Source organism: Ochrobactrum sp. RH2CCR150 (assembly GCA_014138095.1).
GTDB lineage: Bacteria > Pseudomonadota > Alphaproteobacteria > Rhizobiales > Rhizobiaceae > Brucella > Brucella gambitense.
The window spans coordinates 1-12,855 of sequence record JACGXE010000017.1 but is presented as its reverse complement, the minus strand read 5'-3'; the positions used below and the strand labels follow the sequence as shown (position 1 = coordinate 12,855).

Below are 12,855 nucleotides of genomic sequence, written 5' to 3'. Positions count from 1 at the left end.
TTTGTGGTGAGGCCCGCAAAGCGGCACGACTGCCGGACCACTAAAGCGTGGGGTTATCCAGCGGCAGTCCCAACGCGGTTCGGCCGTGCGAAATCGCACTGACATCCCAATTCTGGGTAATGTGCCGGTTTGCTGCGCTCATATCCGTGAAGTAACGCGACAGAGGGTTACGTTCGTAAATCGCACCACCGCCGGCAGCGTCCCACACTACGTTGACGGCGCGCGTCGCAAGCTGGCCTGCAAAGGTCGCCTCAGCACGGCAGCGAGCTCGCTCTTCGTCGGTAGGGAGCCGGTCAGATTCGAGGATATCCGTCATCTGCTCACACGCACCGTAAATCAGGAGACGGGCGGCCCGGAGACACGACAGAGCCTCCGCAACTTTTACATGTTGCGTACTGAAATCGATGACAGCCTTACCGGAGACACGCGAAATCCGCGTACGGGCCTGATCGAGGTAAATATTGACAGCGCCTTCTGCGATTCCAAGCGCCGTGCCTCCGATGTACACGCCAAACATGCAGTACAAAGGTGCGCGCATATTGATGGCTTCACCTTCGAACAGGGGTGCGCGGGCGCGCATGGTTTCACCAGTGGTGGTGCGGTGTTCCGGGACAAACACTTCCTCCAGCGTAACATCATGGCTCGCAGATCCCCGCAGGCCAACAGCGTGCCAAGTATCAAGGATCGTATAATCCTTCTTGGGAACGAGGAAGTGGCGATCCTCTTCTTCGCCATTGGGGCCTTCAGTAAACGCGGTGAAGATCGCCCAGTCCGCGAGGCTTACGCCGCTCACGAAAGGCCAGCGACCGGAAAGTATGTACCCGCCCTCAACGCGGCGCGCCTTGCCGAGGTTTGGGATCAAAATCCCTGAAAGAAGGGCTGAGGGATCGTCCAGCCAAACGTCCTCCTGCGCCTGCTCCGGCCAACGGCACATCATCGAGTTATGCGAGATATTCTGGACAATCGACCAAGCCGAGGAGCCGCAAGCCTCACCAAGAGGACGCATGACGTCGACAGCTGCCCGGAACGGCGCGTCAGCTCCGCCAAAACGCGCAGGCTGAAACAGTCGATGGATACCCGTGCGCTTGACGTCCAGGCGCGTCGCCTCGGGGGGCTGTCGCAGCGAGATCGTCTCGGCAGCCCGTTCGCGCAATGCAGGCGCGAGTTCTTGCGCCCGCTTGATAAGCTCGTCTGCGGTCCCGGCACGCTCGATCTGCGGTCGCGTTTCATTCTTCAGTGCGCTTTGAATAGTCACGTATCATGCTCCCATTTAATCTGATTTTTATGGAACATATGTTATATTAAAAACTAGCGCAACCCCATTATGGATCGTCGGAAGCCGCCGAAGAGCGCGGTTGCCGCGCTCAAACGTTGCTGATAAACTAAATCAAACGTTCGAACAGGAGTTTGCAATGCCGAAGTTAGGGATGGAGGCGATCCGCCGGCGCCAGGTGATGGATGCCGTTATCCACATCTTGTCTACGAATGGCTGGCGAGACTTGACAATCCGGGAGGTCAGCGATGTCGCTGGTATCTCGTCGGGTGTCGTCACTCACTATTTTAGCAACAAGCGGGCACTCACGCTTGATGCGATCAATGACGCGACGCTGCAGTTTGTGAAGGCTCTGACCAAGTTCGAGCATCGTCGCGGCGACGCTGTGGAGCGGCTCACGGCGCTCGTGGATTTCGTTAGCCAGCCATCGCCACCCGGTATGCCGGAGTGGCGATTTTGGCTGAGTTTGTTCGGGCGGATGCCATTCGACCGGGTTTTGCAGACCGAGGTTCAGAAAGTTCACAGGCTTTACGCGGAGGTCATTGTACGGCTCGTTGAGGCGGGGGTGGTTGAGAGGCATTTCCGCCCGGTCCGCACTCCCGAAGACATCGCGGTGAAATTCATCAGCGCTTCAATCGGATTGTGCACTCATATGGTGGCAGATCCTCAGGACATGCCTGCGGAGAGATCGCGGCGGATTCTTCTCGACCTTCTCGGTCAGGACCTTGGCATCTCTCTTGGAGAGTCAGTCTCCTCGAGACCTGTCCTGGTGAGCGGCGAGTGAAAAGGGTCGCCTGCCCAGGCTCGCGCTAGGGGTTGTTTCTCAAGGAGTATGCGTAGTTGACAATAATCTATCCGGACGACTTCAGGGGTAAACGCGTCTACAGTCAGGCCTTGATAAACGCGGCTCGTAATCTGATTCCAGTTTTGAGAGAGCGTGCGGAAGAGACTGAAAAGCTTCGCTCATTACCTCCGGAAACGAGCCAGGACTTGCGTCGAACGGGGATCGCGCGTCTGCTCCAGCCAGGGAGCTTTGGCGGCGCGGAAGCACCTCTCGAAAATCTCGTCGACATACTGATTCCTGTTGCAAGCGGTTGCCCATCGACGGCGTGGTGTCTCGCCCAGTACTTGTTCCATAATTACATGATTGCTCGGTGGCCGATCGAAGCGCAAAGAGAGGTATGGGAGGACCCGACATGTCTTGTCAGCGGCATTTTGGTGCCAAGGCTAGGGAAGGGGCGCCGCGTCGATGGTGGATACGAGCTGAAGGGTCAATGGCCTTTTGTCAGCGGTGTTGAGCCTTCGGACTGGTGCATTCTTTCAGGCATGGTCGAGCAGGAAGCCGCCCCGGACGAGGAGCGTTACTTCCTGGTTCCTACGTCGTCACTGACTATTCTGGATACCTGGGACCCAATCGGTCTCCATGGTTCCGGCAGCCATGACGTAAAAGTAGAAGATCTCTTCATTCCCGAACATCTCAGCCTTCCAATCCAAAACATGAAGGGAGGCGACTTCCCGGGAAAGACCGTAAATCGGGGCGCGGTTTATCGACCTCCTCTCCACATGATCAGCGGGATTTTGCCGGCGGCCTGTCTTATTGGGATGGCCGAGGCGATGTTTGAGAACTTTCTCCTGCAATCAAGAGGCCGGAAGGCTCTGCGAACAAGTGAAGATACCGCAAGTTATCCAACCCATCAGATGCGGGTAGGCGAGGTGTCTGCTTCCCTTCAGGCGGCTGAGATGCTTATTCGAGCAGACTGCCGCGAGATCATGGAATTCGCGGCCGCCGACTTCAGCTACTCAGCTGTAGAGCGTTCCAATTATCGATCAAATTCCGCCTATGCAGGCCAGCTGGCAAGGCGGGCGTCGGAGGTCGTCTGGGATTTGATTGGTGCGCGGGGCGCGTACGCGACCAATATGATTGCAAGCTACTACCGCGATATCGCGGTTGCTTCGCGACACACTGCGATTAACTGGGAAGTCAACGCAACGGAGCATGGTCGAGCCCGGCTAAGGCTCCCTCTCACCAACCCGTCTCTTTAAACCTGTTCGTAGCGTTTTGTGCCTCGCACAAAAAGTGAACTTACGAAATTGTACTCTAAATAAGCACTAAAATCCGGCCCTAATCCTTGACAATTTTTTTTATATAGGATGTTCTATATAAATCAGCTGCAAAGACAGACTGATGGGAACGACTGATTAGGGAAGAAGACCGCGAACGGTTCGCCGCTAGTCAGCAGGTTTATCTCCGGAGGTTTTCATGAGTGATTTATTTTCACTAGCTAAAATGCTGGCCGAGGGCCGCATTTCTCGTCGTGGCTTTATGAAGACGGCGGCGGCGTATGGTGCTGCCACGGCTACGTTGGGAGCCGGCGCGCTTTCCGTCCGTGCGGCAGATGGCCCCCTGGTCGGGTTCAGCTTTCCAAGCTTCGACGCTTTCCGTTGGCCGCACGATCGCCACTACTTTGAGATGCGCGCACAAGAACTTGGGCTGCGTTACATTATCCAGGGCGCAGACGAAGACGTCGCCACGCAAGATTCGCAGATCGACGCGATGCTCTCGCAGGGTATTCAGGCTCTCATCATCATCCCGGTCAACGTGGAGTCCGGTGCCAAAATCGTCGAGCGTGTAAAGAACGACTCGCCGGATATCCCCATTATCTCCTACAACTACGTCATACCGTCCGCCGCCATCGATTATTGGGCTGGCCGCGACAATTATCTGGTGGGTGAGCTTCAGGCTAAACAAGCTCTCAAGGAAGCCAGGAAAGGCAACTGGGCGATCGTCAGCGGCCCGGAAGGCATCGACGTCGCCCGTCAGAAGACCGAAGGTGCGCTTCGTATTCTTAAGCCCTATATCGACTCTGGCGAAATCAAAATTGTTTCTCACCAGTGGCATGACAACTGGCGTCCCGAGTCGGCTCTCAAGCAGATGGAAGACGCTCTCACCAAGAACAATAACGACATCCAGGCTGTCGTTGCGAATGAGGAAGGCCTCGCGCTTGGAGCTCTCAAGGCGCTAACTGAAGAGGGGCTCAACGGAAAAGTCTGGATCTGTGGTGAAGACGTTTGGCCTGAAGGCGCTCGCTCGATCGTCAAGGGCGACATGGCCATGAGCGCCTGGACGGATCTGATCCAAATGGGTCGCGTGGCAGCAGAAGCAGCGGACGCACTCATCAAAAGGCAGAAGCCTCAGAGCAATGACACAATAGATGTCGGCGGAAAGAAAATCCCCGGCATGCGAATTCAGTCGCGTGTCGTCAACCGCGAGACACTGCCCGAGTTCCTGAAAGTCACTGACTGGTTGAAACCGGAAGATATTGGCCTGAAGGTCGAGTAGGAGCGGGAGTGGTGGAAATGTCTGTAGCGCTTGCCTCCTCCAGCAAGCAGGGTGCCGCCGAGTTGTTAAAACTCGACGGCATTACCGTCGAGTTCGGTGCCACCCGTGCTTTGAATAATGTCAGCTTTAATGTCGCCGCCGGTGAGGTCGTCGGATTGATGGGTGCCAACGGCGCAGGCAAAAGCACTCTCGCGAAAGTCATCGTGGGAGAAATACCTTGCGGCGCTTATCGCGGCACCGTCACTTGTGACGGCAAGCTGGCGGCTTTTGCGGATGCGCGTGACGCGCACTCGGCGGGCGTAGCGCTCGTTCACCAGGAAGGCGCAGTCGTACCTCATCTCACGATTGGCGAAAACGTAATGCTCACGATCGAGCCGTCCCGCTTTGGCGTTATCGACTGGAAAGAGCTTTATTCCAGAGCCGATGCCGCCATGCGGAGGCTGGGTCTCGACATTGACACCAGGCGACCGCTCGCGGGGCAGGGTGGCGTCGCGCTGATGGAGCAAGTTGAGATTGCTCGCGCGATCGCCAGCGGCAGCCGCGTATTTGTGTTCGACGAATCGACTTCGGCGCTCGGCGCTGACGAGATCGGTCTTCTCTTGGACCGGATGCGCGAACTCGCATCACAGGGCGCGGGTATAATCTTTATATCCCATCGTACGGACGAGATCCTTAAAGTGTGTGATCGCGTCGTAATACTACGGGACGGTCGCGTAGCGCTTGAGGCCGCTCGTTCAGAACTCGATCAGGGGGCCATCGTTCGGGCGATGCTCGGTGGTGCATTGGCAGAATCCGAGCGTGCCAACGAGAATGGCCGTGCTATCCAGGGGAAAGCTGCCGTTCGGCTCCGCGATTGGCACCGCGCGCGCGCATTGGAATCACCGCGCGATGTCGGTCCGATTAGCCTCGACGTCCACGTAGGAGAAATCATTGCGGTTTATGGCCCTCTTGGCGCAGGTAAAACGGAGTTTGTCGAATCTCTCTACGGCTTGATGCCGGAGCTCACGAGCGGATCTGTGGAGCTAGCAGGGAGCGATTTTAGGCCACGGAATCCACGTGACTCGATTTCTCAGGGCATTGCCTACGTGTCCGCGGAGCGCCAGAAAGACGGTCTGGTTCCGCATCTTTCCGTTGTCGAAAACATGATGCTTGGATGGCACAAGGGAGCTCCCCGCAAAGGTTCAATCGTCAATCACGAGCAGTCAAAGGAACTCTGTCGGTCATTCATCTGCGACCTCGCAATTCGCACGCAGGGTCCGGACCAGCCGATCAGCAATCTAAGCGGCGGCAACCAGCAGAAAGTGTTGCTCGCGAGAGCGCTGATCAACGAGCCGCGGCTCGTTCTTCTGGACGAGCCAACACGTGGCATCGATCTTGGCGCGAAGCAGGATGTATATCGCCTTATCAGGAACGTCGCAGCAGCCGGGACGGCCGTGCTTTACGCCACGATGGAAGAGGATGAGGCTCTGGAGCTCTCGGACCGCATTCTTGTGCTGCGCGACGGCAAGATCGTCACACTCCTGAACACTAGAGACACAAACCGTCATGAGCTTCTGGCTCTGGCCGGCGGTACTGTAATTGAGAAAATGGTGGAACAGCAATGAAAACGAATGTAGCTAATCTGAAAGGTGACACGGTTATAATCACCTCTCCAGAGGTGAAAGCCTCAACCCCAAGCCGTGCCAATTCCGTCATATCGATCCTGCGTTCGGCCGCTGGCTTGCTCGTTGCCATCGCTCTTGTCTGGCTGGTCTTTTCCGTGCTGACCGACGGTGTGTTCGTCAGTGATCGAAATCTCAGCAATTTGATGCGCCAGACCGCGATCACCGCCATTGTCGCTCTTGGTATGCTGGTCGTAATCGCTCAGGGCGAGATCGATCTTTCCGTCGGTTCATTCATGAGTCTCTGTGTGACGATCGTCGCCATGATTGAGGCAAGTGGTACGGTCACCCCTTGGGTAACGATCTGTGCCGCGCTTGCAATGGGCGTGGCAGTTGGCCTTTGGAACGGCGCTTGGATCGCCAAACTCGGCCTGCCTTCTTTCGTGGCGACACTTGGCTCACTTATGTTGCTTCGCGGCTTGGCCCTCGCCCTGTCTGGCGGCAGAACGATTTCCGGCATCTCGGACGATATCCGCTTCTTCGGGGACGCTTTCGTAACCGGCCCTGCTCTTTGGGCGTTCATCGCTATAGCAGCGTTGGTATCCCTGTGGCCGCTCCGCTCAATCAAGAAAAGTGATCATCCGCGGAGTGTGATAGTTCGTGTTATGCTTGGCTTCGCTAGCGTCGTCTTGCTTGCCTGGGCAACGATTTCCTATCGCGGTCTTCCGATGCCTGTATTTATTACGCTCGCAGCTGCCGGTGTCCTCTCGTGGATGCTCAGCAACACGGTCTGGGGCCGTCATGTCTACGCGGTCGGTGGTAATCGTGCTGCCGCGAAGTCCGCAGGCATTCCGATTACCAAGCACCTGGTGACCTCCTTTATTCTGATCGGAGTTTTGACGGGCATCGCAACTCTGATGTTTGTAGGCCGATTGGGGTCCGCACCACCTGAGTCAGGTTTGTTTCTAGAGCTGAATGCCATTGCAGCTGTGGTTATCGGCGGGGCGAGCCTCTACGGCGGAACCGGCAAGGTGTCCGGCGTACTGTTGGGTGCACTGCTAATGCAGAGCTTGGGCAATGGTCTTTCACTCTTGAACGTTCCCACTGCCTATCAAAACATCACGAGTGGTATCGTCCTTATGCTCGCTGTATACATCGACGTTCTTTCCAAGCGCGGAGGCAAGCTATTCGCACGTCCCTGATTAAAGTGGCCGCAGTTTCCCTGTTGCCTGTGGCGCTCGTCGCTTACGGCACAGGATACGTGGTCAGCAGTGCGCGTAAAGGGTCGCGCGCGCTGCGACAACGGCTCAGGCGAGATTGGCGGACCGTATCATACGGGCCGCTGCAAGTCCGAACGCCTCCTACCTGGGGTGATTTCGAACCGACCGTCGACGGCATGCTTGTCCTCCACAATCGGCCAGCCAAGATGAGAGTCGACGGCGACCTTGTCTGGTACGGATCCACGATCGAGATACGATTCTACGCCGCCGGCGAGAAACGCGCAACGATCGACAATGCCTCTCGATCTTGGCGCCGGCAATTGGGAACGCCGGCTTCTTCGATCATTGCAGAGCTGATAGTCGCGAATGGTGTTCGGCCAATTAAAGAACGCGAGGCACTCGCTGTTTTTAAAACAGTCAGCCTCGCTGGCAGCTCGTCTTCGATCGTCTGGCCCAGGCCATGCGATGTCAACATTGCTCTAAGGAGCGTTATACCAAGGCACGATTCGAAGATAGCTCGGGATTTCGAGACATTTTAAATATTCGTTGCGGATTCTGCGGGTTTTGATCGGGTTCGGTTCGGGGCAAGGACGTGAGTCCGAGCGCTTTGAAGTCAGCGATCCAACGCGCCTCGTCGTATCCCAGCCAGTTGAGCGGAGTATCCCATGCAGGATCTTTGGCGTTTGTCGGCAACTGAGTTAGCCAAACTGATCAAGACGAAGCAAATTTCAGCGAAAGAGTCCGCAGAAGCGTCCCTTGACCGGCTTCATGCCGTCAACCCGATGATTAACGCAGTGGTGGATCACCGTCCTGACGACGTGATGAAACAGGCAGAGGCGATAGATGACGCTATCGCTCGGGGTGACCAGTTAGGTACTCTCGCGGGCGTTCCGGTGACGACGAAGATCGGCGCGGATCAGGAGGGTTATGCCACGAGCGACGGCATGCGGCTTCAGCGGGGCAATCTCGCGCCAGCAGATAATCCTGCCATTGCCAACCTGAGAAAGAGCGGCGCTATTCTGCTTGGCCGTACGAACTGTTCGGCAGTTTCCTATCGGTGGTTCAGCACGAACCTTCTTCACGGAGACACCAAGAATCCCCACGATCCAGACATCACACCTGGGGGGTCTTCGGGAGGGGCAGGGGCCGCCGTCGCCGCGGGGATTGGCCAAATTGCTCACGGCAGCGATATAGCGGGTTCGATACGATACCCTGCTTACGCATGCGGCGTGCACGGTCTAAGGCCTAGTCTCGGTCGGGTGCCGCATTTCAATCCATCGTTTGGCGGTCGGACGATCGGCGGCCAGATTGGGGCAGTCTCCGGACCTCTCGCAAGGACAATCGCGGACCTGCGTCTGGGGCTGGAAGCGATGTCGGTGCCGTGCCCTTACGATCCCTGGTATGCCCCTGTGCCGCTCGAAGGCCCGGCGCGTCCGAAACGCGTTGCGCTTAGTGTTGACCCGGACGGTCTTAATCCGAAGCCTGAAGTGGTCTCTGCGGTACTTAGAGCCGCGGATCACCTCAGTCGCGCGGGATGGATTGTCGAGGAGGTGCGCGATACGCCTCCTCTGCGAGAGCCCGCCGCCCTGCAAGCACGCCTTTGGTTGGGCGATTGCTATGAAGCCCAGTTGGAGGCTGCTGAGCGCGAGGGCGATCCAGGTGCGCTCGCATGCCTGGTTGGCATGCGGGAGAGGGTCTATCCGTTCGATCTTTCAGGGACTTTGATACGTCGTGACGAGATAATTCGGACTTGGTTTGCTTTCCTAGAAAAATATACCGTCGTTCTTATGCCTGTATCGGGTGAGCTGCCCTTCAAGGACAATCTTGATCTAAAAAGCCAGTCTGAGCTCGAGCGCGTTTGGCATGCCCAGATGCCGCAGGTAGGAATTCCATTCATGGGCTTGCCGGCCTTGAGTATGACAACGGGCTTCGTGGGTCGTATTCCAGTCGGCGTCCAGTTGGTGGCAGCCCGCTTCCGTGAGGACTTGTGCCTAGCAGCGGGAGAAACCATCGAGGCGGCAGGTGTAGAGATCGCTCCTGTTGATCCCGTACACTGAGAACGGAGTGATTGTCGATGGCAGCCCGCGGTGCGTTCAAAAGGTACCCGGTCCTCTCGATCGGTGATGCATGGAAAAAACCAAAAGTCGCTCCAGAAGAGATTGGTCAGCTCCTTGGTGATCATGGGCCGCGCGGACATAGTTCTTTCTCCCGAAGCCCGCGATATCGATGAAGTGCCATCGCGCCGAGGATCAGTTGGCTGCAAATGCGGTCGAAGAAAACGACAGGTGAAAGTTTGTCCGCATTAGATAGATTTTACGCAGGCCCGTTAGCTATGGTCGGCGCAACTGGTTGTTACGTCGCAAGCGACACGACGATGAAGCTTGCCACCGCGGGACTTCCCTTATATGAGACCCTGGCTTTACGAGGCGTATTCGCCACTGCGTGTGGGGTGCTGCTGGTCTTTGTAACAGGGCAGGTGCGCGCGATACCTGGCCTCATTGATAGGTGGGTTCTGACGCGTAACGCCTTGGAGCTGGCCGCAGTAATTTGTTACATTGATGCGCTGGTGAACCTGCCAATCGCGAATGTAATTGCGATACTCCAGATAACACCGCTTGTCGTCCTCTTGGGGGCGAGAATTGCATTCAAAGAGCGACTAGGTGCCGCTCCCATGGTATGCATTTTGCTTGGTTTTACTGGAGCTGTCATGATCGCCCACCCGACAGGCGAGGGCTTGTCGTCATACGCGCTTCTCGCAATTGGCACTGCATTTCTAGGTGGCGTCCGCGATATCGTGGGCCGGATGGTCCCGGTTAGAATCGCAGGGCTCGTCGTCGCACTCGGCGCTAGCATTATCGTCTTGATCGGTACTGCGGCAATGCATCTGATAATCGAACGCACCGTCGTGCCAAGCCTAAAACAGGTCAGTCTTCTGTCCGGCTCGGGATTCTTTTTGTTCAGCGGCCATTATCTGCTCTACAGTGCCTATAAATCAGGTCCGATAGCTGTCGTTGCTCCTCTGTACTACCTGGTAGCCCTCTGGGCGATATTCGCCGGTGCTCTCTTTTTCCGTACCGTACCAGATGCATTGGCGATCGCGGGAATGGTTCTGGTGGTGCTCACAGGGGCCGCCATCATAGTATTTGATCCGAAACACAAGGGCAAACGATCGGCGCGGGTCGATTGATCTCGTAAGTCGAAAGACGTTATTTCTGCGGTAGGATCAACACCGCGTACCTGGCGCATAGGCGTCGCATCATGCAAATCTCGTTGATAGTTCAATGGAAGGCCGAGATAATCATCTGACATCAGGATTGGGGCTGAGACTGCTTCTTTAGGGCTTCGCAGAAATCGCTGTCGAGAGCGGCATTATTGCATGGACCGGAATAAGCGGGGGGCGAGTTTCAAATGTTTGATTGTGCAGTTTCAACTTTCATACGGACGGATTTCGAGCTTGGTGTTTGTAGCATGCGATTACCGGCGCTGCATCCGATCTTAATTTCAGTTGTCTTATTTGGCAAACTTGCGTGATCGCAGCGATGTTGCACTAGGAAGCGGACCCCCATTAGCTGATGCAATCCATATCCTTGTCGCAGCGAGCTTGAGCTCGACAAGGTAGTTGTCAGCGCGTCGATCATATCGAGTGGCCAAGCCGCGCATCTGTTTGATACGATTGAAGAACCGCTCGACGAGATTACGCTGACGATAGACCCAACGGCTAAAGCTGAAGGTCTGTTTGCGATTGGCTTTTGCAGGAATGTTCGCCCAGCATTTGCGTTGCATGGCGAAGTTGCGAATTGCGTCGGTATCATATGCCTTATCGGCCAGGATCGTTGTGCCGTGCTGCAGATCACTGGGCAGCTTTTCAGCCATAGGCGCATCCGCAGCCTGACCTGCCGTGAGTTCCAGCTTAACCGGTCGGCCATCTGCATCAACGAGAGCATGGATTTTCGTCGTCAGGCCAACACGCGAACGTCCCATGCAAGGATCGGCAGGCCCCCTTCTTAGCATTGGCACCATGCTGGTGAACGCGAACGCAGGATGAATCGATCATCACGATAACTCCGTGGTAACGCTTTGAAACCGCGTCAAGAAGGCGATCCCAGACACCTGCTTTACGCCAGCGGGAGAACCGATCGTATAGCGTTGTGCGCGGGCCGTATCGTTCGGGCAAATCCCGCCACGATGAACCGGTCCGAAACCGCCAAAGGATGCGGTTTATCACTCGACGAACATCGACGCGTTCAATCCCACGGGTGTTGGTCGGCAGAAGTGGCGCGATGACCGCCATTCTTCGTCGCTCAATTCGTGACGGCGCATGGCAATCTCCTTTTACAGAGATTGGATCACATACCATTATGAATATGAACCCCGTTTATGGGGACACAACCTAGTAGATTTATAGCCGCCGATGGCATTTTCTACTCCGGTGCGTTTCCCATATCCGGTAAGGCTTTTCCATTCCATCCGACGGCGTTCAGCAATTTTCCAGCTATGCATATGCCAGTCATGTTGATCTGGTGGACCTATTCTCAATGCGATTACAGGTGATGGAATTTAACCAGGCGATCATAACGCTAAACATCGCTCGTAAATCCCGTATCGACCGGATCGTTTATCTTTCGGTATTTGCTGCCGATCGGGTTGTGAATATGTCACACTTTGCAGTTAAGTCAGGGGCCGAGAGGATGCTTAAACAGATGAACTTCAATACCACGATCCTTCGCCCGACTTATTTCATGGGCAATGAGCACATGATAAAGTACGTGATCCTCAACCATGGGGTTTGCCCTCTGTACTCCTATAGCAGTTTCGCATCTGAACTTATGTCTGCTCAGCAAGCGCCAGGGTATACTCACTTCAACTTGCAAGCTTGCCCGGATGGGGCTGCCACCAGATGGCGGCCTCATTTTCGCATTTCAATAAACCATTCCATGACAACGGCGTGATGTTCAGCTAGGCGCTAGGCATTTTGAGGGTGTTGGTGAATAGTGGGATGGATTTCTTACATCACTTGGTCACCAATTCGAACACGAGTTGACGAATCCAGCGATGAGCAGGATGTCCATGGGTACGTTCGTGCCATATAAGCTCGATTTGGAAGCGTTCGAATAGCCAAGGGACATCTATTGCATCAAGCGGAGGCATTTTGCCCCGCAGCAAGCGCCGCGGGACTAAAGCGACAAGATCACTCTTCGCGACGATCTCTGGAACTACGAGGAAGGAGGCAGCGGAGGCCACGATTTTACGTTGGCGCCCGAAGGAATCCAAGGCCGTATCGATTGGTGTTGAAAAGCCGCCGCCCGAGGGCGAGACTATAATCTGCTATAGCGCGACAATCAGGATGAGACGCTTGCGACAATCTGGATGAGATTCTTAGGTCGCGGTCGGGATCAAATTATCATGCTGATTGCCGGTGAC

The 12,855-nt window shown here is 55.8% G+C and carries 10 protein-coding genes and 2 pseudogenes; 8 read left to right on the top strand and 4 right to left on the bottom strand.

The window, feature by feature from the left end; genetic code table 11:
• Positions 1-40: 40 nt before the first annotated feature.
• A complete protein-coding gene (locus tag FHW03_RS22435; protein ID WP_210277385.1) occupies positions 41-1,255 on the bottom strand; it encodes an acyl-CoA dehydrogenase family protein in 1,215 nt (404 codons plus the stop codon).
• Positions 1,256-1,412: 157 nt separating this feature from the next.
• Here FHW03_RS22435 and FHW03_RS22430 point away from each other — a divergent pair, with 157 nt between their 5' ends.
• The 7 genes from FHW03_RS22430 (at position 1,413) to FHW03_RS22400 (ending at position 10,621) form a co-directional block, all read left to right on the top strand.
• The gene (locus FHW03_RS22430; RefSeq protein ID WP_182522659.1) at positions 1,413-2,057 is read left to right on the top strand and encodes a TetR/AcrR family transcriptional regulator; all 645 of its coding nucleotides are present in this window, start codon (positions 1,413-1,415) and stop codon (positions 2,055-2,057) included.
• A 56-nt stretch (positions 2,058-2,113) separates the two neighbouring features.
• A complete protein-coding gene (locus tag FHW03_RS22425; RefSeq protein WP_182522658.1) occupies positions 2,114-3,316 on the top strand; it encodes an acyl-CoA dehydrogenase in 1,203 nt (400 codons plus the stop codon).
• Positions 3,317-3,533: 217 nt separating this feature from the next.
• Complete coding sequence (locus FHW03_RS22420; protein ID WP_182522657.1) at positions 3,534-4,613, top strand: substrate-binding domain-containing protein; 1,080 nt, start codon at positions 3,534-3,536, stop codon at positions 4,611-4,613.
• Between the two features lie 17 nt (positions 4,614-4,630).
• Positions 4,631-6,217 (top strand): sugar ABC transporter ATP-binding protein, encoded by a 1,587-nt coding sequence (locus tag FHW03_RS22415; RefSeq protein WP_182522656.1) that lies wholly within the window; start codon positions 4,631-4,633, stop codon positions 6,215-6,217.
• Positions 6,214-7,416 (top strand): ATPase, encoded by a 1,203-nt coding sequence (locus tag FHW03_RS22410; RefSeq protein ID WP_182522655.1) that lies wholly within the window; start codon positions 6,214-6,216, stop codon positions 7,414-7,416. Before FHW03_RS22415 ends, FHW03_RS22410 begins: the two co-directional genes overlap by 4 nt.
• A 683-nt stretch (positions 7,417-8,099) precedes the next feature.
• The gene (locus FHW03_RS22405; protein WP_182522654.1) at positions 8,100-9,491 is read left to right on the top strand and encodes an amidase family protein; all 1,392 of its coding nucleotides are present in this window, start codon (positions 8,100-8,102) and stop codon (positions 9,489-9,491) included.
• Positions 9,492-9,697: 206 nt separating this feature from the next.
• The gene (locus FHW03_RS22400; protein WP_210277384.1) at positions 9,698-10,621 is read left to right on the top strand and encodes a DMT family transporter; all 924 of its coding nucleotides are present in this window, start codon (positions 9,698-9,700) and stop codon (positions 10,619-10,621) included.
• Between the two features lie 323 nt (positions 10,622-10,944).
• Here FHW03_RS22400 and FHW03_RS22395 read toward each other — a convergent pair.
• Together FHW03_RS22395 and FHW03_RS22390 are read right to left on the bottom strand one after the other, a co-directional pair.
• Positions 10,945-11,760: pseudogene (locus FHW03_RS22395) on the bottom strand (IS5 family transposase).
• Positions 11,761-11,826: 66 nt separating this feature from the next.
• Positions 11,827-11,961 (bottom strand): annotated as a pseudogene (locus tag FHW03_RS22390) (IS5/IS1182 family transposase); the annotation flags it as partial.
• Between the two features lie 8 nt (positions 11,962-11,969).
• Here FHW03_RS22390 and FHW03_RS22385 point away from each other — a divergent pair.
• Positions 11,970-12,383, top strand: a complete 414-nt coding sequence (locus tag FHW03_RS22385) for an NmrA family NAD(P)-binding protein (RefSeq protein ID WP_210277383.1) — start codon at positions 11,970-11,972, stop codon at positions 12,381-12,383.
• Between the two features lie 61 nt (positions 12,384-12,444).
• On the opposite strand, the gene FHW03_RS22380 is transcribed toward FHW03_RS22385, so the two are convergent.
• Positions 12,445-12,753: a LysR substrate-binding domain-containing protein gene (locus FHW03_RS22380; RefSeq protein ID WP_377515511.1), complete on the bottom strand. Its 309-nt coding sequence runs from the start codon at positions 12,751-12,753 to the stop codon at positions 12,445-12,447.
• Positions 12,754-12,855: the final 102 nt, after the last annotated feature.